Below are 24,191 nucleotides of genomic sequence, written 5' to 3'. Positions count from 1 at the left end.
TTTCGCGTCATCCATTTTCCCAATCTTTAAGAAACCGTTGAACATGGTGATGATCTCATGGTTTCTGTTTGCATCTTGAAAATTAATAAGTAAACTCTAATATTAATAATTATTATGTATGCATAATGATTGCTTATTTAAAGTGGGTTAACAGGAGATTTAAAGATGAAAAACGTATTCCTTGTCGGTGCAATTTCAGCAAGTCTGTTTGGTGCTCAAGCGGCGATGGCCGAAGATACTTGGTCTTTTGATGGAAGTGAAGCCGTGATTGAAAAGCTGGCCGAAAAACAGCAGGCGCAAGCCGCTTCAAAAGTGGTGTTTGCGGAAGTTTACCAAAACCAGATGTTGTGTTGGTCGTGGGACGCGTGTGTGGATAAAAACCGAGTTTACGGGCGTAAATACGACACCTACAGTTTTGAGTAATTCGATTTATCGTCCTGTCGATTCGGCAGGACACGCGGGCTAGCCCGTCTTCAAAAGTGCGTTCGGCATTCGTGCCATCTGCTCTTTATTGCTCTCCAAGCACCTGCCCGGCTCTGACTCAGTGCCGGGTTTTTTATATGTGATGTTATTTTACTGCCGTCGGAAAAACGGTAAACTGAAGGCCGTTAAACAGGAGAAAACCCATGTTCAAGAAAACTGCAGTGGCATTATTGGGGGCGAGCTTATTGTCAGGTTGCGCCACGATTAAGTTGGGACCGAGTTACGACGAGCCTTTAAAAGAGCAGGTTGTCGCCAAAGTGGATGATTCGGACGGCAAAGTGCTGATGATTCCGGTGGAAGGCACCATTTCCAACGAACCCTCGAGAGGGTTTCTAGACAGCTCGCCCGGTTTGCTTGATAAGGTGATGATGCAGTTGCGTCGAGCCGAGAAGGACGACGACATCAAAGCCGTGCTGTTGAAAGTCAATTCGCCAGGCGGTGGCGTGACCACCAGTGATATTTTTTACCATGAGTTGAAGTCTTTCAAAAAACGCACCGGTAAAACGCTGTATGTACAAATGATGGATGTGGGGGCTTCAGGTGCCTATTACCTGTCGTTGGCATCGGATCATATTCAGGTGCATCCAACGTCTTTGACCGGTTCGGTCGGGGTGATTACCATTCTGCCGAATGTGGTCGGTCTGTCCGACAAAATCGGTGTGGAGGTGAAAACCTACAAAACCGGTTCGAATAAAGACACCGGGTCGCCGTTCCGTCGCATGACGCCGGAAGACGATGCTTATCTGCAAGGGTTGATTGATGAAATGGCGAATCGTTTTTACGGTTTGGTGAAAACCGAGCGAGGTTTGACCGATCAGCAAATGGCGGCCATTAAAACCGCTAAGGTTTACTTGGGCAAGGACGCGGTCAAAGCCGGTTTGGTCGATTCGGTCGGGTATTTGTCCGGCGCCTCCAAACAGGCTTGCCAAATGGCGGGAGCCAAACGCTGTGATCTGGTGACTTACCGGTTTGATAATAATGTCAATGCCAATACTTATTCGCCGAATATGATGACGAATGGCGCGGCGCCGGAAATGAATCTGATTCGAAGCAATTTATTGACGCCTTTGACTGAATTGCGGCCCGGGTCTTATTACTTGTATCTGGAATGATTCTTCCGAAAGGATACTGTCAGAAATAAAAAAGGCCGACAATTGTCGGCCTTTTTGATGGCGTGGAGCGTGAATCGAGTCTTAGAATTCGCCCCATTCATCCTCTTCTGACGGTGCCGGGGAAGGTTTGTTCGGGCTTCGAACCGGCTCCGGTTGTGTCGTTTTTGACTGGTCGGCCGGTTTGGCGTCGGCTTTTTTCGGGGCCGGCAGTGCGGCTTTTCCGTTAGCAGCTTTGTCAGAAACTTTTGGGGCCGCAATTTGGGCTGTTTTACCGGTTTTAAAGAACGACATGTCTCTGGCCAGAATATCGGATTGTTCACTCATGCTTTCTGCGGCGGCTGAGGTTTCCTCTACCAATGCCGCATTCTGCTGTGTGACTTCGTCAATTTGGCTGATGGCGCGATGCACCTGCTCAATGCCTTCCATCTGTTGAACCGATGCTTGGGCGATTTGCTCAATCATCTGAGCCACTTCGTCCACTGACTGATTGATGGTGCTCAACACTTCACCGGACTCGGAGGCCAGCTTGGTTCCTTGGTCGATGCGGGTGACGCTTTCGTTGATCAGATTGGTGATGTCTTTGGCGGCATCGGCCGATTTTTGTGCCAAGGCACGTACTTCACCGGCGACGACCGCAAAGCCACGACCGTGCTCCCCGGCACGTGCCGCTTCCACAGCCGCGTTCAGCGCCAGTAAGTTGGTTTGGAACGCAATGCCGTCAATCAAGGTAACGATTTCCGAAATTTTATGGCTGGATTCCTGAATGGCGTTCATGGCCAGGATGGTTTCCTGCATGACTTTGGAACCTTCGGTCGATTTTTGTTGCACTTGGTGGGCGACATCCGTCGCCTGCTTGGCGTGTTCGGTGTTGTTTTGAACCGCCGAGTTCATCTCTTCCATGGTGGAAGACGTTTCTTCCAGTGCCGCCGCCTGTTCCTGAACACGCTGACTCAAGTCCATGGAACCTTGTGACACCTCCGAAGATGCCGTGCTGACAACGTTGGTGGCGTTGACCGCTTGCGAAACCACTTCGGTCAGTTTGGCCGCGGAGGTGTTAACCGCGTCTTTCAAGGTTTTCAATTCACCGTGGTAATCGGCGGTGATGTTGTGGGTCAGGTCGCCCTCGGATTGGGAAACCACCACTCGGGTCACGTCTTGAATGGCGTTTTCCAACGCTTCCATTGAAACGTTGATGCCGTCTTTCAATCTCAACAGGTCGCCCTTGGCCTCCACGTTGACGCGATGTTCGAATTGGCCTTGTTGCATGGCATCCATCACGGAGATAATGCCGCTGATGGTTTGGTTCAAGGCTTTCATGGTGGCGCTGACGTTATTGACCATTTTCAGGAAATCGCCTTCAGCCTGGACATTCATGGATATATTGAAGTTGCCTTGATTCATGGACTCCATGACCTTGCCCAGCTCGCGCATGGTTTCGTCAATGGAATCGGCGGAGTTGTTAATGCCTTCTTTCAGGGTGTTCAGATCGCCGTTCAAGTCCATTTCCACACGTTGGTTAAATTGGCCTTTCGCGATGGCGGTGACGACCTTATTGGCTTCGTTGATGGCGCCTTGCATATTGGATAGCAATTGGTTGACCGAGTGCCCCATGGCACCGATTTCATCCTGACGGCTTTCATTCGCGCGAATCGAGAAATCGCCGGTGTCGCTGACGTTGGCCAAATTCTGCTGAATACTGTTCAAACCGTTGGCAATGGTACGCGGAATGAAAATCGCCACCAGTGTCGACAATACGGCGATGATAATGGAAATCACGATCAAGGTGTTGATAATGCTTTCATTCAAGGCTTGCACCATCGGTCCGATGCGATCCTGTTCTGCTCGGATGGAAGATTTGACGTCCTCACTCCAGGCCGCGATTTGCGGCCCGATGACCGCGAGCTGGGTATCATAGATTTCATTACGTGAAGTGATGGTCTGGTTCAGTGCTTTGACGCCATTGGTATAGGTTTCAGTTAAGGTGAACAACTGGTTCAATTGGTCGATCCGCACCGGGTTTTGAATTCTTTGTTGTAGGGCGTGCATGTCTCGATCCAGGTTTTCAAACTCCGATAGGACACGGTCCATGTCTTCTTTACGGTTGGCTTCGATAAATTTGATGGTGTAGATGCGCGCCAGAAGCAAGGTTCTCAAGCCTTCCGCGGCGGTAAACGCCGCTTCCGAATCGCCATCTTCGTGTGCGCTACGTTGCACGCTGGTGAGGAGCTGTTCCATTTTCGGCCCGTTGGCATTGAGAGTGTTGACAACAATTTCATTACGTTGGGCAACCAAAGCCTGAATTTCCGAAAACCCTTTGTAATATTGGCTCAGGCCTTCTTCGACTTGATTGAGGAGTTTATCGCGCTCAGGGTTTTCAATTTGGGCGTGGGCTTGCTGGATGACCTGTTCCGTTTGGTCGTAATACTTTTGGAAACGTTTGACTTTGTCATCGGCTGGGCGCGCCATGTAATCGAGTACATTCAGACGCACCATCAGCATATTGGATTGAATTTCACTGGCTATGCTGCCATCGACAGCCATTTCACGGTAATCCTTGAAACCGTCGGCGGATTGATTGATTTCATAGGTACTAAAAATGGACATCCCGATGACCAGGACGGTCAGCAGAATGAAACTGCCAAGCAATTTGGCGCGGATGGTTTTGAACATGACCGTTGTTCCTCTTTTTTTCGTTATTTTTCTCCCCAAGTTTACTATGGTTTCAGGGCGACAACAAAGGTTATTTGATGCACCTGCATAGACAAATGTTTATGATTAACATTAATGAAAATGATTTAAAATCAATAGGTTGGTGTATGTACGTACGGAAGTGAAAACAGGCATCAAAGAAGTGGATGCCCGTTGTTTGAAAATGAGGGGAGAAAACCCCTTTTAAAATAAAGGGTTAATGTTTTTTGCGGGGTTTTAGACGGCGTTTGGCACTGTGCGCGACGTCTTTGATGCGTGCAATTTTTAATTGTTGACCGCAGACCCAAGCTTTTTTCAAATCGTTGAAAATATCTTTCGGCATTTCAGTGGGCAGGTCTACCAAACTGTAGGAGTCTTCGATGTTGAGCTTTTGGATATGCTCCCCGTCCAAACCGGCTTCATTGGCAATGCAACCGATGATATTGCCCGGCTTGACGCCATGTTGACGGCCGACTTCGATACGGAAACGATCCATGCCTTCGTTCGGCGGTGTTTGGCGACGTCCACGCGGGTTGCGTTCGCCTTTTTCACGACGATTTGGTCGGTCGTTTCGGTCGGAGAATTCGGCTTTTTTAATGGGCTTTTCGTCCAAAAAGAAAGGTACGTCGCCTTGCAGTAATTTGGCCAGGCCTGCGGCGATTTCGATGGCGGGAATGTTGTTCTCGCTTTCGATGCTTTCCACCATTTTCTGATAGAAGTCCAAATCTTTGGACTGAGCCGAATCGACGATTTTGTCTTTAAAACGCACGATGCGGGTATCGTTGATTTCCTGGGCGGTTGGCAGTTCCATTTGCGGAATTTTCTTTTTGGTGGACGCTTCAATGGAACGTAACAGGCGACGTTCACGAGGGGCCACAAACAAAATGGCGGTGCCGCTACGACCGGCACGACCCGTTCGACCGATACGGTGAACGTAGGATTCGTTGTCGTAAGGAATGTCGTAGTTGATGACGTGGCTGATACGTTCCACATCCAATCCGCGCGCCACAACGTCGGTGGCAATCAAAATGTCCAGTTTGCCGGATTTCAATTGATCGACGATGCGTTCCCGTTGGTTTTGGGCGATGTCGCCGTTCAAGGCCGCGGCGGCATAACCGCGAGCTTCCAATTTTTCAGCTAGCTCGACTGTGGCGGTTTTGGTGCGCACGAAGATAATGATGCCGTCGAAGGTTTCGGCTTCCAGGATACGAGTCAAAGCATCCAATTTGTGCAGACCGCTGACCAGCCAGTACTTTTGGTCAATGGTGGAGGCCGTTGAACTTTTTTGCTTGATAATGACTTCGGTCGGGTCTTTTAAATAAGTGTTGGCAATGCGATGCACTTCTTTCGGCATGGTGGCGGAAAACAGCGCGATTTGACGTGAATCCGGCGTGTGTTTCAAAATCCATTCAACGTCGTCGATAAAGCCCATGCGCAGCATTTCATCGGCTTCGTCCAGCACCATAGCGCTCAATTCATCCAGCTTCAGGGTACCTTTTTTAATGTGGTCCATGACGCGACCCGGTGTGCCCACCACCACGTGGACGCCGCGTTTCAAGGCGCGAATTTGCGTGCCGTATTCTGAGCCGCCGTAAATCGGCAGAACGTGCAAGCCTTTGATGCCGCGCGAGAAGGTTTGGAAGGCTTCGGCCACCTGAATGGCCAGTTCGCGTGTCGGCGCCAGCACCAGCACTTGCGGCGATTTCTGTTTCAAATCGATATTCGACAGAATCGGCAAAGCGAAAGCGGCGGTTTTACCAGTACCGGTTTGGGCCATGCCCAGAATGTCGCCGCCTTTCAGCAGAACCGGAATGGCTTGTGCCTGAATCGGTGATGGGGTTTCGTAACCAATTTCGGTCAGGGTTTTTAAAATGGGCGCAGAGAGCCCTAGATCGGCAAATTTGATCTCGGTATTCATGAGGTTTCCTTTTTCATGGTGGCGACTTTGTGTTTGTTCTCGGGCAAAGTCGGAATCAATGCCACCCTGTTTGCAATCTCAGTTGCGAATCCCCAGTAGATGAGATGTGACTTGAAGCGGACATCTCAAAATGAATAACGATCAGGCAGGCATATCAAAGTATCGGAATCCGGATGTTTATCGTTAAGATTCCAAAGAAGCGGGCATTCTACCTTAAATGGAAATAAATATCTGTTTTTATTTGGGTTGTGGGTGAAAAATGCGGTGAAAAGTCGTAAATAGCCAGGTCTGGTGAAAACCGCGATGTTCGGTAATGTTTGGGTTCAAGCGGTTTTGTTGTTGGCTTGGGGTTTGACGAAGGCTTTTTCGAAGTCTGCGGCGGGCAGCGGCTTGCCGTAGAAATAGCCTTGCTGAAGAATGTCCGGGTGAAGGGTGTTCAGATAATCGGCCTGTTGTTGGGTTTCGACCCCTTCGGCGACGATCTTGAGTTGTTTGCTTGCGGCCAGTTGAATAATGGAGGTGATAATGGCTTCGTCGTCGATGTTGCCGGGCACGTCGCGAATGAAGCTTTTGTCGATTTTCAATTCGTGCAACGGCAGTTTTTGCAAGTAGCTCAAGGATGAGTAGCCGGTGCCGAAATCGTCAATCGACACTTCAAAACCGAGACTGACCAGATGTTGGATTTTTTGCAGGGCGAGCTTGGCGTTTTTAATGAGGACGCCTTCGGTCAATTCCAGTGTGATGTTGTGCGGATTGACCTGGGTGAATTTAATGAGGCCGATAATCATCTCGATAAAGCTTTGTTCGTGGAATTGCACCGGGCTGACGTTAATGGCAATGCGGATATCGCAATATTTGGTGTTCCAGGCGCGGGCTTGCAAAAACGCTTTGTGCAGCACCCAAAGACCGATTTTGATGATTTGTCGGCCTTCTTCGGCCACCGGAATAAACTTGGCCGGCGAGACGAGGCCAAGCGTCGGGTGGAACCAGCGCAATAGGGTTTCGGCGGAGACGACACGCCCTTCGCGATTGACCTGCGGCTGGAAGTACATTTGAAACTCGTCGTCCAGTTCGGAATGGTTGAGTGCTTCGATCAGCTCCAAACGGCGCTTGGCGCGTTGCATTAAGGTGTCTTCAAACAAATACGCCTGATTGCCGCCCAGTTTCTTGGCTTCGTACATCGCCATATTGGTGTGGCGGGTCAATTGATCGCTGTCGTATTGCGTGGCATCGTTTAAAGCGAAGGGGCAGAGGCCTATACTGGCGGAGGTGTGTACCGAGCCGTCTTCCAGTTTGTAGCGGTCATCGACTAAATCCAATAAGGATTCGGTGTAACGGGCGATGTCCTGCTTCGAGAGGGCTTCGTCTTGTGACTGGCTGGGGTAAAGTATCGAGAAGTTACCGCCGCCGACGCGTGCCAGAAAGGCTTGTTCCGGCAAGGTTTGTTTGAGTTTGTCGGCCACTTGCAATAGCAACTGGTCGCCGGTGCAATGGCCGAAGGTGTCGTTGATGGATTTGAATCCATCCAGGCTGATGAGGTACAAGGCGTGATAGGGCGTTTCCGAATCGGTTTGTTGTAGCAGGCGTTCGATGCGGTCGTGCAACAAAGTCTGGTTCGGCAAACCGGTCAGTTTGTCGAAGTAGGCCAGCTGTTGGATTTCGTTTTGCGCCGCACGGATGTCGGTGGTGTCTTGCAGCAGGCCGACGAAGTGCTCGATGTTTTTTTCCGCATCAAGAATCATCGACAGGCTGAGCACGGCGTAGAAAACGTTTTCTTCCGACGTGTGAATCTGCACTTCACCGGTCCAGAAATGTTCTTTCAAGAGCGCGGAAATGACTTTTTCAAACGGCACCTTGAAAGACACTTGTTGGCGCAGCCAGTCGATGTAGGTCATTTTGTTTAACTGAGCCGCCGTCAGTCCGGTGTAGCCGGAAAAGGCCAAATTCGGATGTTGAATATACCCTTGCGCATTGGTGACAAACTGGCCGGCATAGCTGGCTTCCATCAATTTGCGTTGTGCCGTGACCTGGGTATGTAATGTTTGGTCGGAGACAATCAATAAAATATGCGGGGTGGTGTGCAGGTCAATCCAGTAGGCTTGTAGCCGAACCGGAATCGATGTTTTGGACTGCGGGCTTTTTAGCCAGACCTGCTGATGGGGGGATTCGGCGTTTTGGTGCAGCTGCCTGAGCCACGTTTTCAAGTCGAAACGATGACCTTGGTGTTTTTGGGTAAAGAGAGCGATGTCGTTGAAAACGTCTTCGGAGGAATCCAGTTCGGGGTAATACCGTTTGACGGTTTCATTGAAAAGGATCGGATCGGCGTCTGCGGTGAAGAGAATAACCCCTTGCTCGAAACGATTGATGATTTCGAGTGTCTGCTGGTGAGAAAGTTTTAGGGCTTTTAAATGCCTTTCTTCGAGTTCAGCGGGCTGCATTCGATTCGACTTTCATTCTCATAAATGGGCAACAAATGTGATTGGGTCTCAATAGCATTTATCATAGCGTATTTTGACCCAAACCAAGAATCTTTTTTTAGTCTTGATAAATTACGCTCGGTAACCAGGTGACTAGCTCCGGCCAAACCGCCAGCATGACCAGTACCGAAAGTTGAATCAAAATGTACGGTAACACCCCTTTGTAAATGTCGATGGTCGCGACGGACGGCGGGGTGACGCCCCGTAAATAAAACAGTGCGAACCCGAACGGCGGGGTTAGGAAGGCGGTTTGCAAGTTGATGGCAATCATAATGCCCAGCCAGATCGGGTCGACGCCCATCATAAACAGAATTGGCGCCACGACCGGCACGATGATATAGGTGATTTCGATAAAGTCGAGGAAAAAACCGATGATGAACATCAGCACCATAACCATCAATACCGCGGTGAAAACGCCGCCGGGCAGGTTGGTGAGGAAGTCATGCATCAAGTCATCGCCACCCAGTCCGCGGAAGGTCAGCGAGAAGAAGGCCGCGCCGATGAAAATCAAGAAAATCATGCTCGACACCTGCAAAGTGCCGCGCATGACTTCCTGGAGGCGTTGCAAGTTCAAACGCTTTTTGGCGGCAGCCAGCAGCATTGCGCCCAAGGCGCCGAGTGAAGCCGCTTCGGTCGGCGTGGAAAAGCCGCCGAGAATCGACCCTAATACCAACACAATCAACGCCAGCGGCGGAATCAAGCTGGTAATGACGCGTTTACCCAGGCCTGGCGGAATCGTGGCATTCGCATCGGCCGGCACCGTGTGGGGGCGGAAGACCGCCATGGCGAACACATACGCCATATACAGCACCACCAGCAACATGCCTGGGAAAAGCGCGCCCACAAACAGGTCGCCAACCGAGAGGGTTTCCGGTGAGAAAATGCCTTGTTCCAATTGAGCCTGTTGATAAGCCGAGGACAAAACGTCGCCCAGCAGAATCAAAATGATGGAGGGCGGAATAATCTGCCCCAGCGTGCCGGCGGCGCAGATGGTGCCGGTGGCGAGTTTCGGGCAATAGCCTTGTTTCAGCATGGTCGGTAAGGCCAGTAATCCCATGGTGACAACGGTCGCGCCGACGATGCCGGTGCTGGCCGCTAAAAGCGCACCGACCAGAATGACCGACAGCCCAAGTCCGCCGCGGAAGCCGCGCATGACTTCGTCCATGGTGCCGAGCAGTTGTTCGGCCAATTTGGATTTTTCCAGCATAATCCCCATAAAGACGAATAGCGGCACCGCCGTCAGCGTTGGATTGGTCATAATGCTGAATATACGGTTGGGAATGCTTTGCAAAAAGGCCAGGTCAAACCAGCCGAATTGGACGGCGATCAAGGCAAAAATCAACGAGACGCCGGAGAGCGTTAAGGCGACCGGAAAGCCCATCATCAGGGCGATGAAAATCAAAGCGAACAGCAATAATGCGAGGAATTCCATTACAGTTTCTCCTCGTGTTCCGGTTCGCGGTGACGGAACCAGTCGATGACCACCGGTTGCTGGTTTTGGAACAGTTTCAAATAGGCTTCAACGGCATTGGCGAGAATCTGCAAGGTCATCAAGGTGGCCATGATTAAAATGAAGCTTTTCAGAATGTACAGGAACGGCAAGCCTCCGGCTTCGGAGGAGCCTTCCAGAACGGCCCAGCTTCCGGCAACGTAATCCCAACTGACCCAAAAAATAAAGAGCATGGACGGTAAAGCCAATGCCAGGCTACCAATCAAATTCACCCAGGCCTGGCGGTTTTCGCTCATGCGGGTATAGAACACATCCACTCGAACATGACCGCCTTGCTGCAAGGTGTAAGCCATGCCCATCATGAAAAAGATGGCGTGATTATAGAGAATGGTTTCCTGTAAGGCGATGGAGCCGCTGTTGAAGCCGTAACGGTACACAACCACAAAAGCGGATAGGAGCACCAATGTCAGCGCCAGCCAGGCAAAGGCGTGTCCGATGGTTTGTTGCAGTTGGTTCTGTCGTTGAATAAAACGCACCAATGCCGTGGGCAGAGCGCTTGAAGCCGGTAAGTCTGTCATGTCGAACTCATTGGTTCTTAGGGAAAAATCAAAAAAACAACCGGCCCGGTCAGCGTTGAAGAAGGGCGCTAGTTGGTTCCTAGTTGGTTCATTTGAGAGCGTTGCATGGAGAGGGGCGTATTTTTATCCGTGTCACCATCTCGTGTAACGTTCTCTTCTATAAGCAAATTCGGGCTATTCTACCCTAAAGGGAGTAAAAGGCGCAATTATCGGGTGGAAAAAGCCGGTTGGAGCGGGGTTGCGGACAAGGAAGTCCTTCGGCCCAACAGAGGGCAGAGGGAAAAGAAAAAAACAACGGAGGTTTGAATTACGATGCCTCACTCCGTTGCTGGAGGAAACTATTGAATTTTCAAATAGGCAAACCCTTCGCTTTGCAGGATGGCGATTTTGGCGACGCCGGACGGTGTCAACTCAATACCCGAATAGACTTTTGACGGGTCGAGGCCGACTTCGCCACGGGTTTTATCGCATAAATGGACCTTGACGTTGCGGACGTTCATTAAGGCGTCTAATCGCCCTTTTAACTCTGCACGACGTTCTTTTAAAGCCTTATCGGCTTCATAAGGCGTGCCTTTCAAGTCGTTGTCGGTGGTGAAGCGCAAGCCGTACCCAACAAACACCAAATGTATTTCCGGCTCCATCAGTTCGGATTCGTAATAGTTGATGATGTTGTTGATGGACGTTAGGGTGGCGGAATAGCGTGTCGGATCTTTGAAGTCCACATGGTAAACCACCTTGGCACCATCGTCTGCGGCCTGTGAAACCGGACTGAAAGCTAAAGCGACACTGGCCGCCGCCACGAGAAGGAGTTGCATCAGGCGTTGAGGAAGAAGGAAAATCGTTTTCATGGAAAGCTCCGTAACCGTTGTTGTCTTGTTGTTTCAGTTGTTTTAATTCGCTGTTGAAAGCGTGTCCTCTCAGACTAGAGATATTGGGCATGAAAGTCCAGTCTTCGCCAAAACAGATAAGGGAGGCTTGAAGGCGATAAACCGCCAGGCCTGGCGGTTTATCGGGCTTTGTGTGATTGTGAAACCAATGTGGATTTTGACCGCATTTTAAAAGCGGTTATTGCGAAAATCATCGAACGCCTGTTGCAGTTCGGCTTGGGTGTTCATCACAAACGGCCCGCCGCGGGCAATCGGCTCTTTCAATGGTTGGGCAGAAACCAGCAGGAAACGTGCGGGCTTGTCGTTTGCCCGCAGTTGAACCCGGTCACCGTCTGTCAGTACCGCCAATTGGCCTTGGCTCACGGCGGTCTTTTTGTCGCCGACATAGACCCGGCCTTCAATCAGATAAATGAAACTGTGGTGGCCGTTTTCCAGTGCCTGCACAAATTCCGCGTTCGCTGTGAGGCTGACATCGAAATAGGTGGGCGTCACGTAATCGTTTTTCACCGGTCCGACGGTGCCACGCTCGGTGGTGCCGGTGACGACGCGGACTTCGGTGCCGTTTTCCCAGGTTTCCACCGGCACGTCTTCGGGGCTGAAATCCTGATAGCCCGGTTTGGTCATTTTGGCGTGGGACGGCAAATTGATCCAAAGCTGGAAGCCTTGTAACAGGCCGTTTTCCTGTTCCGGCATTTCCGAGTGGATGACGCCGCGCCCGGCGGTCATCCACTGAATGCCGCCAGGTTCAACCACCCCTTCGTTGCCTTGGTTGTCACTATGGCGCATTCGCCCGTGTAATAAATAGGTCACGGTTTCAAATCCGCGGTGGGGATGCGGCGGGAAACCGGCGATGTAATCGTCCGGGTTGTCCGATTCGAACGCGTCCAGCATCAGAAAGGGGTCGAGGTCTTTCAGTTGCGGATTGCCGATTAGCCGAGTCAGGCGCACGCCTGCGCCGTCCGAGGCCGGCATGCCTCGGGTAATCTGACTCACTTCTTTGGTGTGTGACATAATCTTCTTCTCCAGTGTGTGTGTGATGTTGTCCGTACTGAGCGGAACCATTGGGTATAGATTACCGCTTGATTTCATTTGGAAAAACCGCCAGAATTCAAAAACAGTGTTCTGGTTATGTGAACAATTTTGGAAAATCTGTTTGGAGAATTGATCAAAATGGGACAATTAGAAGACATTCAGGTGTTTATTCGGGTGGTGGAATCCGGCGGAATCGGTAAGGCGGCGGAACAGTTGAATTTGGCCAAGTCGGCGGTCAGTCGCCGTCTGGCGGATTTGGAGTCGCGCCTGGAAACCAAACTCATTCAACGCACCACGCGCAAGTCCAGTTTAACGGATGCCGGCCAGTTGTATTATCAGCGCGCGTTGAATGTGATGGACGCGGTCACGGAAATGAACCAGGTCACGCGGGAACAAAAAAATAACCTGGAAGGTAATTTGCGTTTGGCCTTGCCGCTGTCGTTCGGGCTGGAACATTTATCGCCGTTACTGGATGAGTTCGCCAGTCAGCATCCGAAACTGACGATGCAGATCGACTTTTCCGATCGCGAAGTGGATTTGGTGGAAGAAGGGTTTGATGTGGCATTTCGCATCACGGATTTAAAAGATTCGACGATTCAGGCGCGCAAAATTACGCCCATTCGTTTTGTACTCTGTGCCAGCCCCGCGTATTTGGAGGAACATGGCGTACCGAAAACCGCCTCCGAGTTGAAGCAGCATCAGGTGTTGCGTTACGGCTCCAAAACCGCGATGAGTTGGGTTTTGGTCGGGCCGGACGGACAGGAACATCATTTAAATCTTGATGGGCGCCTCTTTTCCAATAACGGACATTTTCTGTTGAATATGGCCAAATCCGGCCACGGCATTGTGTTGCAGCCAACTTTTATTGCCTGGAAAGCGTTGGCGAAAGGTGAACTGGTGCCGATTATGACCGACTATGAGATTCCGCCGGTGGCCGCCTATGCGGTCTATCCGCAAAACCGTTTTTTGTCGCAAAAAGCCCGCACTCTGATTGATTTTTTGGTGGAGCGCTTCGGCAACAATGCTTATTGGGATCAGCTGTAATGATCCATGAATGCATGAGAAAGCATTGTAATTGCATTTTATTTTCATAATCATTTGTCCTTTCCCGGCATAATATAACCTGAATTTTCATAGAGCGCTTTACACTCAAAGCTCTCTTAACTAATCGCAGTTTTTGATAAAGGCGAAATACATGCGTCGAACAGTTTTATTATTTCTGGTTTCTTGCTTATCGGCTTCGGCGGTGTGGGCGAATGAAGCCCCCATGAAAGAAGCGAAAAAAGCGAAAAAACCGCCGGTGCCGATTATCGCTTATGACGTGAAGCGCATCACTATCCCGGTTGATCTGCAGGTGCTGGGTCGGCTGGAGTCTAAAGAATCCGTCGATATTGCCGCGAATGTCACCGAGCGGGTGAAAGCGTTGCATTTTTCGGATGGTGAACAGGTCCGGAAAAGCCAGTTATTGGTGGAATTGAATGCTGAAGAAGAATTCGCGTTGTTGGAAGAAGCCAATGAGGCCGCCGAAGAAGCCAAGCGTCAGTATGACCGGGTGAAAGAAATCGAAGGGCGCGGCACGGTGACTCGTTCGCTGGTTGATGAACGTTACCGTCAGTGGAAAACCGCCGAAGCGAAGCGCAAGGTGATTCAGGCGCAAATTGCCGATCGGCGTATTTATGCACCCTTTGCCGGGCAGGTCGGATTGCGTAATATCAGTGTCGGTGCGCTGGTGCAGCCGGGTACCAAGATCGTGTCTCTGGATGATACGCGTCAAATGCGGTTGGATTTGTTGTTGCCGAGTCGCTATTTGCAGGATTTTAAGGTCGGACAAAAGGTTGAAATTGAATCGACGTCTTATCCAGGGCGCCGTTTTCATGGCGTCCTGGAAGCGATTGCGCCGCGGGTGGAGGAAACCATTCGAATGGTGAAGGCACGTGCGATGGTGGATAACCCGAAAGGGGAACTGAAAAGTCAGATGATGGTTCAGGCGTTTATTCAATTGCCGTCACAGGCGCAGCTGATGGTACCGAATACCGCCATTTTAATGCTAGGGGATCGTCAATTTGTGTACCGCCTTGTGCCAGGGGCCAAGCCGAATGTCTTTCGGCTGGAGCGGGTTGAAATTGAAACCGGCGAACGGCGGAATCGCATGACGCAAGTGGTCAGTGGCTTGAGTGAGGGTGACCGGATTATTAGCCAAGGTTTAATGGGCATTTCCCCGAATCGTTCGGTGACGATCAAAGCGGTGCAGGCAGGACAACCTCAGTCGGAGTTATTGAAAAAAACATCGTCCCAGTCTGCGGGTGAACGCTAATGTGGTTGTCGGATACCTCGATTAAACGCCCTGTGCTGGCGACGGTGGTGTCGTTGCTGCTGCTGGCGGTTGGGATGATGGCGTTTGATCGCATGAGCTTGCGCGAATACCCGAATGTCGATCCCCCGGTGGTGACGATTGATACCACTTATCTCGGCGCCTCGGCTCAAGTGGTGGAAAGCCGTATCACCAAGCGCATCGAAGACCGTATTGCCGGGATTTCCGGTATTGAGTATATGTCCTCCGAGTCTTCGGATGGGCGGTCTAGAATCACGGTGGAGTTCAGTATTAATCGGGATATCGATGCCGCCGCCAATGATATTCGTGATCGGGTGTCGCGCATTGCGGATAATCTACCGGAGCAGGCCGATCCGCCGGAGGTGGAAAAAGTCGATGGCGACGAAAGTCCGATCATGTGGTTTAACTTGGCCAGCGACAGCATGACCATTCCGGAACTGACCGATTTTGCCGAACGGTACATTATCGACCGCTTTTCGGTGCTGGACGGCGTGGCGCGCGTGCGCATCGGGGGCGGGCAGTCTTTTGCATTGCGGATTTGGCTGAATCCGAAAAAAATGGCCGAGTACGGCGTGACCGCTTCGGAAATCGAAGCACAGATTCGTGCTTCGAATGTGGAGTTGCCGGTCGGCTCGGTGCAGGGGCAACACATTATGCTGACCTTGCAGGCCGATAAGCCGCTGCAAACCGTTGAGCATTTCAAAGACCTGATCATCAAACAAAGTTCGCAAATCGGACAGATTACCCTGCAGGACGTGGCCAACGTTTATATGGGCGCGATTGAACGCCGTCGCTTCTTCAAGGGCAATGGGATGCCGATGGTCGGTATCGGCATTATCAAACAGTCCAATGCCAATACATTGAGTGTGGCGCGGCTGGCGCGAGAACGTAAAGACCTGGTGAATGAATCCTTGCCAGAGGGTTTGGAGTTGAAAGACAGTTACGATGCCTCGGTGTTTGTACAGGAAGCGGTTAATGAAGTGTATAAAACCTTGTTCATTGCGCTCGGACTCGTGGTGTTGGTGATGCTGGTGTTCCTGAAAAATGTGCGGGCGGCGTTGGTGCCTGCCGTGACCTTGCCGGTGTCGTTAATCGCCACCTTCTGGGTTCTGTGGATGTTAGGCTTTTCCGTCAACCTGCTGACGTTGCTGGCGTTGGTGTTGGCCATCGGTTTGGTGGTGGACGATGCCATTGTCGTGTTGGAAAACACCCAACGGCATCTGGACATGGGGTATCGCCCGATTGCCGCGGCCTATTTGGGAACGCGTCAGGTCGGGTTTGCGGTGATTGCCACCACCATCGTCTTAGTGGCGGTATTCTTACCGATTGGTTTCTTGGAGGGCAATATCGGTCGACTCTTTTCCGAGTTTGCCATCACCTTGGCGGTGGCGGTGCTGTTTTCCAGTTGGGTGGCGCTGACCTTGTCGCCCGCTTTGGCGTCCAATATTCTCAAGCCGGCTAAACCTAAGAAAACTATCCGGCCTGGCCGTGCCCGTTTAGGCTGGTCAAACCATCATTTCTTTAAGAAATTTTTGATTCAGAATATGCGTCATCCCATTTGGGTTGGTTTGGTGTTTGTGGCGGTGCTGATCGCTTTAGTTTATTCCGCCCAGAAGGTGCCGCAGGAATATGTGCCGAAAGAGGATCGCGGGGTCTTTTTCGTGATGGTGAAAGGGCCGGAAGGTGCGACCTTTGATTATATGCAAAGTTATATGACGGAAATCGAAAGCCGGTTGATGCCGTTGGTGGAAAATGGCGAGGCCAAGCGTTTGATTGTGCGGGCACCGCGTTCTTTCAGTAACAGCGAGGTGTTTAATTCCGGTTTTGTCATCGTCGTTCTAGAAGATTGGGCGAAGCGACGAAACGGTTTTGACATCATGCAGGCGGTGCGCAAGGATTTATCGGATTTGTCCGGTGTCAAAGCGATTCCGGTGATGCGTTCCAGTATCGGTGGCCGTATTCAAAAACCGGTTCAGTTCGTCATTGGCGGCTCCAGTTATGAAGAGCTGGAGGCGTGGAAAGGTCTGATGGATGAAGCGATTGAAAAAACCAATCCGGGCTTGACCGGTCTGGATTGGGATTATCAACCGACCAAACCGCAATTACGTCTGAAAGTGGATTATGCCAAAGCACGAGCGTTGGGCATTTCGCATGAAGAGGTTTCGGAAGCCTTGCAGGTTTTGCTGGGGTCGAAAAAAGCGACGACTTTTGAATATAACGGCGAAGAGTATGACATCCTCTTGAAAGCGGATCCGAAATGGTTCCAGTCGCCAAAGGATTTGAATCAGATTTACCTGAGTTCGGACGACGGTTCTCAGATGATTCCTTTGTCGAATTTAGTGTCTTTAAAGGAAGATGCTTCCGCGTCGACCTTGAACCGTTATAACCGGGTACGCTCGGTGACCTTATCGGCCAATCTGGTGGATGGCTATTCTTTGGGGGATGCTTTGGCCTACTTAAACGGGCTGGCCCGAGAAACTCTGCCGGCCAAGGCTACGATTGACTATAAAGGTCAATCGCGGGATTTCCAGAAATCGTCCAATTCGTTGTATTTTGTGTTCATCTTCGGTTTGGTGGTCGTGTTCCTAGTGTTGGCGGCGCAGTTTGAGAGTTTTCTTCAGCCGTTTGTCATCATGCTGACGGTGCCGTTGGCGTTTGCCGGGGGCATTTTTGCTTTGCTGTTCTATGGCATGAGCCTGAATATTTACAGCCAGATTGCGTTAGTGCTTCTGTTGGGGTTGGCAACCAAAAACGGTATCCTGATTGTGGAATTTGCCAACCAACTTCGGGATAAGGGGATGTCGTTCTATGCGGCAATTGTTTCCGCTACGCAATTGCGTCTGCGGCCGATTTTGATGACGGCCTTTACTACGTGTGCCGGAACGGTTCCGTTAATTTTATCGGAAGGGGCCGGGTCGGAAACTCGTCAGATTTTGGGGTACGTTCTGTTGTGGGGCGTGGCGTTTTCCACTTTGCTGAGCTTATTTGTGATTCCGGTGGCTTACGGGCTGATTGCCCGCAATACCGGTTCGCCATTGGCGAAAACCCATGAATTGGAATCGGCCCTATCGGAACAAGCTGAAAAGGGGCGTTAAACGCCACGTCAGGCCTGGTCAAATTTCGTAAAAGGCGAGACGCGAAAGTCGAGGTTAGCGGGTTTTAAACTGACCGATCAGTTCGGAAAGCTGGATGGCAAAGTGATCCACTTCTTTACTGGCCTGGTCGGTTTTAGCCGCGCCTTGCGCGACCGTGTCGGCCGTTTCGCGAATCTGGCTAACACTGTCGTTAACCACATCGGTTTGGTTACGTTGTGTCGCGGCGGAATTGGCAATCTGAATGTTCATATCGGTGATGGTTTTGACCGCAGTGGCAATATACTCCAGCGAGCGCCCGGCTTCATTGGCTTTGGTGACGCTGTTGTTGGCTTGTTCTCGCCCTTGATTCATAATGTCCACGGCTTGCTGAGCCGCGTTTTGCAAGTTGGCGATCATGGATTCGATTTTTTTAGCCGATTCTTGTGTCTTGCTGGCCAACGTTCGTACTTCATCGGCGACCACGGCAAACCCTCGGCCGTTTTCACCGGCGCGGGCGGCTTCAATCGCCGCGTTCAGCGCCAATAGATTGGTTTGTTCGGCAATGTCTTTGATGACATCCAGTACGGTGGCAATGTTTTCACTGTCTTCTTTTAAATTTTGAATCGCGTAAGCCGTCTGCTCGACTTCGTCGGCCAGTTTTTGAATGGCGGAGACCGTGTCCAGTACGACTTTGGAACCGTCTTGAGTCGCCGTATTGGCTTTTTCGGCCGCCTCGGAAGCTGCAAAACTGTTATTGGTCATTTCGGTGACTGTGTGGCTCATGTTGTTGATGGCCGATACCACCATTTCCGTGCCTTGTTGCTGTTGGTTGATGCTGTTTTGCGTTTCGTGCGTCACGTGTACCATCTGCTCGGCCGATTGGTTCAATTTGGTGGAGACTTCGGCGATACGGCTGATCATGTTGCGCAAATTGCCGGACATGAGGTTAAAGCTGTGGGCCATGTCACCAATAAAGTCATGGCTGACAAGACTGCATTTGTGTGATACGTCGTTATTGCTGATGGCGTTGGCGACTTCACCAATGCGTTTGAGGCGATTCAATAACATCAGATTCAGCAGCCAATAATTGAAAAGCCCAATACTGATGCCCGCCAGAATGCAGGATAAGACGAACCAACCCAGCATGCCGGGTTTCCACTCAACGAACAAATGGGCAAAAACCGGGAAGGAAATGCCCATAAAAACGCCGAAAGCGATAAAGGCTGTGAACATTCGCCGTAGAATGCTGGGTTTTTGATTGTTCCAAAAAAGCATAACTTGATCATCCGTGTCGTAATTGAACCTGAAAACAGGTAAGCAATTTCATTGCCAAAATGTGTTTGTTCTATGGGGTGTGTCAATCGTAATTCGTATTAGTAGTTGATTATATTACTAATTGTCTATTGATTGAGTGACAATGCTAACAAATATTCATTTGAAAAATCGCCTAATAACCTTAAGATGGAGTCAAGTACTTAAATAACATCGTGTTTATTTAAATCGTTCAGCGCGCCGAGCGTTTTGCTGAAGTAGAGCGCCGGTGTGTTTTAGGTCAAAGGGCCGTTTTGCTCGGTTTGACATTCACAGCCTAGGCAATGAGTGCCCGAATTATGTCTGTTGACAAGGAGGGAGTTATGCCACATGTAGCCTCAACTCATGCCCATCGTTATGATGTGTATATGCCTTCGGGCGAACATCTCATTTCCAAAAACGTTCAAATCAGTCAGGTCGGTAGTTGGTTGAAAAAAGGGTGGATGGATATCGCTCATGCCCCTTTGGCTTCGTTATTCTACGGCTTGATGATGTTGTTTTTCATTCTGGCCATGGTCGCCACCTTCCGTCAAACGCCGTTTCTTCTGTTTGCTTTGGCGACATCCGTGGTGATGATTGCGCCTTTCCTGGCGACTGGGCTCTATTCGATTGCTCAGCAATTGGAACAAGGGCGAAAGCCGGATTTGATTCAATCCATGTTGGCCTGGAAAAGCAATCTGACGAATATTGCTTTGTTTGCGGTGTCTTTGGCTGTACTGGTGTCAGTATGGACGCGGATTTCCGGTTTGCTGGTCGCCGTGGTTAAGTCGCAATCTTTATTGATTGTGGAAAGAGATATGGGCGTCCTTGGCTTCCTGATGTCGGAAGCGGGGATGGAATTTTTGACGCTCTTCTTTATTGTTGGAGCCTTTGTGGCTGCGTTTGTATTCGCCATCAGTGTGGTGACGATTCCGATGATGCTGTCGGACCGCAAAGTTGGCTTTATCCAAGCGATGATTATGAGCTATAAAGTGACCATGGAAAATAAAGGTGTGATGTTGGTTTGGGCGTTGACCTTAGGTCTCTTGGTCAGTATTGGTGTGGCCACCGCCGGTGTGGCGATGGTGGTTATCATGCCGTTACTCGGCTACGCCAGTTGGCATGCCTTTAACGACTTGGTCGAGGTGGAACAGGAAGAATGACCAGGCCTGGTCTTATTCGCCCCATCGTGCCAAACGGCCCTTCTTCGGAAGGGCTTTTTTGTGTCAGTGACTTGAGGCACGCCACTTTTGGAAAGCGATGTTGATGGCCGCGAACAGGAGGACCAACAAGCAAACGGTTTGTAGCCAAAGCGGTAGCGTGTCGTGATGGGCTTGCATCGTGGCGGTGAGGTTCCAGTTCCAATGGTTTAAAAGGCCGTCAAACAATAGCCCGGCCGCTAAAGCGGAGAAAACCGTGCCGAAGAGATAGAGCCACATGGTGCGGCGGCCCAGCAGTTTGGCGATGATTCCCAGTGTGCCGATGTTGGTGGCCGGGCCCGATAATAAAAACACCAGCGCCACACCGGGTGAAATTCCGGCCAGAATCAGCCCAACGGCTATCGGAGTGGATGCGGTGGCACACACATACATCGGTATGCCGATCAGCAGCATGATAATCATGGCCAGCAGACCGGAACCCCATTGCGTCAGGAAGTCCGGCGGTAGATAGGTTTGGACGGCGGCGGCAAAGACCAAACCCAGCGTTAGCCAACCAATGATGTCCGCCAACATGTCATTAAAAGCGTAGCGTAACCCCTGAACGGCGGACGTGAAAACGCTGGAAGTCGCAGGCGGTGAGGTCGAACAACATCCGTTTGAAGAGGTCGGTTGGTCATGGCTGCAACAGCTGGAAGGGGCCTGATTACATTCTGAATCAGGTGTCGAGGACGCATCGGTTTTTGTGGAGTGGTCGAATAGCAAAACCAGTAAGCCGGTAAAAAAGGCCGAACCGAGTGCGCTGATGGCACGGACCACGGCCATGACAGGCCCCATCAGGGCATAGGTGACGCTGATGGAATCCACACCGGTTTCCGGCGTGGAAATCAAAAACGAAACGGTGGCCGATTTGGAGGCGCCGGCCTGACGTAATCCGACGGCCGCCGGCACCACGCCACAGGAGCATAGCGGCAGAGGCGCGCCAAGCAGAGTGGCTTTGCCGACGCTTCCCAAGGAGTTGCGTTTAAGGTGCTTATTCAGAAAATCGGTTGGTAGCAAGGCTTTCATAAGGCCGCCGAGTATCAAGCCGAGTATTAGCCAAGGTGCGGATTCCAGTGCCAAAGATAGAAAATGATCCAGCAAACTCATAAGCCTTCCTTGTAAGAGAGCGATAAAGATATTCCGGCAAACGTTAATCGGTTATTCGTTAAGTGTCCAATCAATTTATTTGTATTGTAAATAAAAATACGTTTTATTTTTATTTTTTAAAAAAGGGTGTGGTAATTTATACGCATGGAGTTGGTGTTTCGTTAGGTGAAAAAAGTATGTTTCTTGATTTGAGTAGTGCATTGCTTTTGGTGATATTGGCGGCCGTGGCCTACGGGTTATCTTTCGCTTTTTACAAGTTGGTTCAAGATAAGCGCGAGTTTTTGGTGCTGTATTTTTTGTATGCTTTTGTCCTGCTGGTGTTTGTATATCTTCTGTTCACCGCTAAAATGCAAGCGGCGTCCAGTCAGCTGTTTATGATGGTGTTGTTAGTGGCTTTAGTCTCGGCGATACTGGCTAAGTTTTCTGTGTATTGGCATGCGCGATTGAAAACATTGAATCGTCAGTGGGTTTGGGAAATCGCCTACCTGGTCATGTATTTCGTCGTGATTTATGTGGCGCTCGCCAACCTCTTAAAGGACTAGTGGTTATGGGCTTATGCATGACGGTTTTTGAGTGACATGACCCATAAACATTCAACTGGAAATTGAGCAACCCCAAAACTCTTTTTAACTCTTGCTTTTCCGTGAGTGGATTTCTGTAAAATACGCGGCATGAATCTTTTCGTATTATGTGACTCCCCATTATGACAGCACCGCAAACGGCGGCCTCCGGTTCGGTTAAAACGCCATTAAACGTGCTGCAAAGCGTTTTTGGGTACGAAGCGTTTCGTTCACACCAGGCCAGTATCATTGATGATGTGCTGGCCGGACAGGATTGCTTTGTGCTGATGCCCACTGGCGGCGGCAAGTCTTTGTGCTACCAGATTCCCGCCATGATTCGGGCGGGAACGGCCATAGTGGTGTCGCCGTTGATAGCGCTGATGCAGGATCAGGTTGAGGCCTTGAAAGCGAATGGCGTCAAGGCCGCCTATTACAATTCCACGCTGGATGTCCAGACTGCCGATCAAGTGCTGATGCAGTTGCACACCGGGCAGTTGGATTTGCTGTATGTCTCGCCGGAACGCCTTTTTAACACGTCTTTTTTGCAACAGTTGCAGCAATTGCCAATGGCCTTATTCGCCATCGACGAAGCACACTGTGTTTCGCAGTGGGGGCACGATTTTCGGCCGGAATATCGACAAATCGGCCAGCTTCGCACCTATTTCCCGCAAGTGCCGTTTATTGCGTTGACGGCCACCGCCGATGACGCCACGCGTCAGGACATATTGCAACGTCTGCAACTGCAAGAACCTAAAGTGCATGTCAGTAGTTTTGACCGACCGAATATCCGTTACACCGTGCTGGCCAAACGCCAACCGATGAAGCAGTTGCTGCATTTTTTAGAGGCACGCGGCACCGGGCAGGAAAGCGGTATTGTGTATTGCCTCAGTCGCAAACGGGTAGAAGAAGTGGCTTTGCAGTTACAGGAAAATGGTTTTGCTGCTCAAGCGTACCATGCGGGCTTGCCGGGCGAAATTCGTCACAGGGTGCATCAGCGTTTTATGCGGGACGAAGTCGATATCGTTGTGGCGACGGTGGCGTTTGGTATGGGCATTGATAAGCCGAATGTACGTTTTGTGGTGCATTACGATTTGCCAAAAAACATTGAAGGGTATTATCAGGAAACCGGCCGCGCCGGGCGGGACGGCCTGGAGTCCGAGGCCTTGCTGCTGTATGGCGCACAGGATGTGGTGACGGCACGCCATTTTGTGGAAAATCAGCCGGATGAGCATCAACGGCGCGTGGAAGGGTTTAAGCTTAACAGCATGGTGGATTTTGCCGAGTCTCAGACCTGTCGCCGCCGAGTGCTTCTGAACTATTTCGGCGAAGGCACGGATCAAGATTGCGGTAATTGCGATATCTGTTTGAATCCGCCGGCGTTTTTCGATGCCACTGTCGCAGCACAAAAAGTGCTTTCCTGCGTGTATCGAGTCGGGCAGGGGTATGGCTTGCGCCATGTCGTGGATGTGCTGCGTGGGTTGGATAACGAACGGATTCGTCAGTTAAATCATCAGCAATTGAGCACCTATGGCATTGGCCGCGAATATTCGGCGGCGGAATGGGACAATATTCTGCGGCAATTGATTCACTTGGGGTACCTTATTCAGGATATCCAACATTATTCCGTATTGCGACTGACCGAAAAAGCCGGTGAGGTTCTGAAAAGCCAAGTGACTTTGCAGCTGGCCAAGCCGCGCGTTCAAATCGGAAAATCCACCAGGCCTGGTGGAAAACAGCAAAAAGCGGATTTATCCCGCATCGAATTGGAACGTTTCGAAACGCTGCGGCGTTTGCGTAAAGACATTGCCGACAGTGAAGAACGCCCCGCCTATCAAGTTTTTGGGGATGCCGCCTTGATTGAAATGGCGCAACGTTTGCCGAAAACCGATGCGGAACTGTTGGCGATCAGCGGTGTTGGCGACAGCAAGCTGGCCCGTTATGGGTTTGAATTTTTAAATCAGTTACGGCAATTTGAATGACGGCTTTGGGCGGTTAGGTGGGAAA

General features: G+C 50.7%; 17 protein-coding genes. 8 read left to right on the top strand and 9 right to left on the bottom strand.

Features of this window, described 5'->3' with window-relative positions; translation table 11 throughout:
- Positions 1 to 165: 165 nt before the first annotated feature.
- Positions 166 to 423 carry a hypothetical protein gene (locus AC0KH7_RS10690; protein WP_472373270.1) on the top strand — a complete coding sequence of 86 codons (258 nt, stop codon included), beginning with the start codon at positions 166 to 168 and terminating at the stop codon, positions 421 to 423.
- A 203-nt stretch (positions 424 to 626) separates the two neighbouring features.
- Positions 627 to 1,595 (top strand): signal peptide peptidase SppA, encoded by a 969-nt coding sequence (sppA, locus tag AC0KH7_RS10685; protein ID WP_472373268.1) that lies wholly within the window; start codon positions 627 to 629, stop codon positions 1,593 to 1,595.
- An 81-nt stretch (positions 1,596 to 1,676) separates the two neighbouring features.
- On the opposite strand, the gene AC0KH7_RS10680 is transcribed toward sppA, so the two are convergent.
- From AC0KH7_RS10680 to AC0KH7_RS10650, 7 genes are all read right to left on the bottom strand, one after another.
- Complete coding sequence (locus AC0KH7_RS10680; protein ID WP_472373267.1) at positions 1,677 to 4,265, bottom strand: methyl-accepting chemotaxis protein; 2,589 nt, start codon at positions 4,263 to 4,265, stop codon at positions 1,677 to 1,679.
- 235 nt (positions 4,266 to 4,500) lie between these two features.
- On the bottom strand, positions 4,501 to 6,201 hold the full coding sequence (locus AC0KH7_RS10675; protein ID WP_472373265.1) for a DEAD/DEAH box helicase: 1,701 nt from the start codon (positions 6,199 to 6,201) through the stop codon (positions 4,501 to 4,503).
- A gap of 323 nt (positions 6,202 to 6,524) precedes the next feature.
- Complete coding sequence (locus AC0KH7_RS10670) at positions 6,525 to 8,639, bottom strand: sensor domain-containing protein (RefSeq protein ID WP_472373263.1); 2,115 nt, start codon at positions 8,637 to 8,639, stop codon at positions 6,525 to 6,527.
- A 97-nt stretch (positions 8,640 to 8,736) separates the two neighbouring features.
- Positions 8,737 to 10,110: a TRAP transporter large permease gene (locus tag AC0KH7_RS10665; protein WP_472373261.1), complete on the bottom strand. Its 1,374-nt coding sequence runs from the start codon at positions 10,108 to 10,110 to the stop codon at positions 8,737 to 8,739.
- On the bottom strand, positions 10,110 to 10,706 hold the full coding sequence (locus AC0KH7_RS10660; RefSeq protein ID WP_472373259.1) for a TRAP transporter small permease subunit: 597 nt from the start codon (positions 10,704 to 10,706) through the stop codon (positions 10,110 to 10,112). Before AC0KH7_RS10660 ends, AC0KH7_RS10665 begins: the two co-directional genes overlap by 1 nt.
- A gap of 338 nt (positions 10,707 to 11,044) precedes the next feature.
- Positions 11,045 to 11,554: a DsrE family protein gene (locus AC0KH7_RS10655; RefSeq protein WP_472373257.1), complete on the bottom strand. Its 510-nt coding sequence runs from the start codon at positions 11,552 to 11,554 to the stop codon at positions 11,045 to 11,047.
- 207 nt (positions 11,555 to 11,761) lie between these two features.
- Positions 11,762 to 12,604: a pirin family protein gene (locus AC0KH7_RS10650; RefSeq protein ID WP_472373255.1), complete on the bottom strand. Its 843-nt coding sequence runs from the start codon at positions 12,602 to 12,604 to the stop codon at positions 11,762 to 11,764.
- Positions 12,605 to 12,763: 159 nt separating this feature from the next.
- On the opposite strand from AC0KH7_RS10650, the gene AC0KH7_RS10645 reads away from it, so the two are divergent.
- The 3 genes from AC0KH7_RS10645 to AC0KH7_RS10635 all read left to right on the top strand — a co-directional run bounded on the left by AC0KH7_RS10645 (position 12,764) and on the right by AC0KH7_RS10635 (position 18,052).
- Positions 12,764 to 13,669 (top strand): LysR family transcriptional regulator, encoded by a 906-nt coding sequence (locus AC0KH7_RS10645; RefSeq protein ID WP_472373253.1) that lies wholly within the window; start codon positions 12,764 to 12,766, stop codon positions 13,667 to 13,669.
- A 151-nt stretch (positions 13,670 to 13,820) separates the two neighbouring features.
- Positions 13,821 to 14,939 carry an efflux RND transporter periplasmic adaptor subunit gene (locus tag AC0KH7_RS10640; protein ID WP_472373251.1) on the top strand — a complete coding sequence of 373 codons (1,119 nt, stop codon included), beginning with the start codon at positions 13,821 to 13,823 and terminating at the stop codon, positions 14,937 to 14,939.
- A complete protein-coding gene (locus AC0KH7_RS10635; RefSeq protein WP_472373249.1) occupies positions 14,939 to 18,052 on the top strand; it encodes an efflux RND transporter permease subunit in 3,114 nt (1,037 codons plus the stop codon). Before AC0KH7_RS10640 ends, AC0KH7_RS10635 begins: the two co-directional genes overlap by 1 nt.
- A 54-nt stretch (positions 18,053 to 18,106) precedes the next feature.
- Here AC0KH7_RS10635 and AC0KH7_RS10630 read toward each other — a convergent pair whose 3' ends face one another.
- A complete protein-coding gene (locus AC0KH7_RS10630; protein WP_472373247.1) occupies positions 18,107 to 19,306 on the bottom strand; it encodes a methyl-accepting chemotaxis protein in 1,200 nt (399 codons plus the stop codon).
- 359 nt (positions 19,307 to 19,665) lie between these two features.
- Here AC0KH7_RS10630 and AC0KH7_RS10625 point away from each other — a divergent pair, with 359 nt between their 5' ends.
- Entirely contained in the window at positions 19,666 to 20,484 is an 819-nt protein-coding gene (locus AC0KH7_RS10625) for a DUF2189 domain-containing protein (protein WP_472373245.1), read from the top strand.
- Positions 20,485 to 20,547: 63 nt separating this feature from the next.
- Here AC0KH7_RS10625 and AC0KH7_RS10620 read toward each other — a convergent pair whose 3' ends face one another.
- Positions 20,548 to 21,627: an SO_0444 family Cu/Zn efflux transporter gene (locus AC0KH7_RS10620; RefSeq protein ID WP_472373244.1), complete on the bottom strand. Its 1,080-nt coding sequence runs from the start codon at positions 21,625 to 21,627 to the stop codon at positions 20,548 to 20,550.
- Between the two features lie 176 nt (positions 21,628 to 21,803).
- On the opposite strand from AC0KH7_RS10620, the gene AC0KH7_RS10615 reads away from it, so the two are divergent.
- Together AC0KH7_RS10615 and recQ are read left to right on the top strand one after the other, a co-directional pair.
- The gene (locus tag AC0KH7_RS10615; RefSeq protein ID WP_472373242.1) at positions 21,804 to 22,169 is read left to right on the top strand and encodes a hypothetical protein; all 366 of its coding nucleotides are present in this window, start codon (positions 21,804 to 21,806) and stop codon (positions 22,167 to 22,169) included.
- Positions 22,170 to 22,330: 161 nt separating this feature from the next.
- Positions 22,331 to 24,166 carry a DNA helicase RecQ gene (gene recQ / locus AC0KH7_RS10610; RefSeq protein WP_472373240.1) on the top strand — a complete coding sequence of 612 codons (1,836 nt, stop codon included), beginning with the start codon at positions 22,331 to 22,333 and terminating at the stop codon, positions 24,164 to 24,166.
- The last annotated feature ends 25 nt before the right edge of the window (positions 24,167 to 24,191 follow it).

Origin of the sequence: Hydrogenovibrio sp., from assembly GCF_965140365.1 — a bacterium.
GTDB lineage: Bacteria > Pseudomonadota > Gammaproteobacteria > Thiomicrospirales > Thiomicrospiraceae > Hydrogenovibrio.
The sequence above is the reverse complement of the archived record's forward strand: the minus strand, read 5'-3'. Positions and strand labels throughout refer to the sequence as shown.

What these genes read in the sequence shown, in the direction of transcription:
- AC0KH7_RS10680 (WP_472373267.1), bottom strand. Translation starts at nt 4,265, where the DNA reads ATGTTCAAAACCATCCGCGCCAAATTGCTTGGCAGTTTCATTCTGCTG.
- AC0KH7_RS10665 (WP_472373261.1), bottom strand. Translation starts at nt 10,110, where the DNA reads ATGGAATTCCTCGCATTATTGCTGTTCGCTTTGATTTTCATCGCCCTG.
- AC0KH7_RS10690 (WP_472373270.1), top strand. Translation starts at nt 166, where the DNA reads ATGAAAAACGTATTCCTTGTCGGTGCAATTTCAGCAAGTCTGTTTGGT.
- AC0KH7_RS10630 (WP_472373247.1), bottom strand. Translation starts at nt 19,306, where the DNA reads ATGCTTTTTTGGAACAATCAAAAACCCAGCATTCTACGGCGAATGTTC.
- AC0KH7_RS10675 (WP_472373265.1), bottom strand. Translation starts at nt 6,201, where the DNA reads ATGAATACCGAGATCAAATTTGCCGATCTAGGGCTCTCTGCGCCCATT.
- AC0KH7_RS10645 (WP_472373253.1), top strand. Translation starts at nt 12,764, where the DNA reads ATGGGACAATTAGAAGACATTCAGGTGTTTATTCGGGTGGTGGAATCC.
- recQ (WP_472373240.1), top strand. Translation starts at nt 22,331, where the DNA reads ATGACAGCACCGCAAACGGCGGCCTCCGGTTCGGTTAAAACGCCATTA.
- AC0KH7_RS10660 (WP_472373259.1), bottom strand. Translation starts at nt 10,706, where the DNA reads ATGACAGACTTACCGGCTTCAAGCGCTCTGCCCACGGCATTGGTGCGT.
- AC0KH7_RS10625 (WP_472373245.1), top strand. Translation starts at nt 19,666, where the DNA reads ATGCCACATGTAGCCTCAACTCATGCCCATCGTTATGATGTGTATATG.
- AC0KH7_RS10655 (WP_472373257.1), bottom strand. Translation starts at nt 11,554, where the DNA reads ATGAAAACGATTTTCCTTCTTCCTCAACGCCTGATGCAACTCCTTCTC.
- sppA (WP_472373268.1), top strand. Translation starts at nt 627, where the DNA reads ATGTTCAAGAAAACTGCAGTGGCATTATTGGGGGCGAGCTTATTGTCA.
- AC0KH7_RS10650 (WP_472373255.1), bottom strand. Translation starts at nt 12,604, where the DNA reads ATGTCACACACCAAAGAAGTGAGTCAGATTACCCGAGGCATGCCGGCC.
- AC0KH7_RS10635 (WP_472373249.1), top strand. Translation starts at nt 14,939, where the DNA reads ATGTGGTTGTCGGATACCTCGATTAAACGCCCTGTGCTGGCGACGGTG.
- AC0KH7_RS10615 (WP_472373242.1), top strand. Translation starts at nt 21,804, where the DNA reads ATGTTTCTTGATTTGAGTAGTGCATTGCTTTTGGTGATATTGGCGGCC.
- AC0KH7_RS10620 (WP_472373244.1), bottom strand. Translation starts at nt 21,627, where the DNA reads ATGAGTTTGCTGGATCATTTTCTATCTTTGGCACTGGAATCCGCACCT.
- AC0KH7_RS10670 (WP_472373263.1), bottom strand. Translation starts at nt 8,639, where the DNA reads ATGCAGCCCGCTGAACTCGAAGAAAGGCATTTAAAAGCCCTAAAACTT.
- AC0KH7_RS10640 (WP_472373251.1), top strand. Translation starts at nt 13,821, where the DNA reads ATGCGTCGAACAGTTTTATTATTTCTGGTTTCTTGCTTATCGGCTTCG.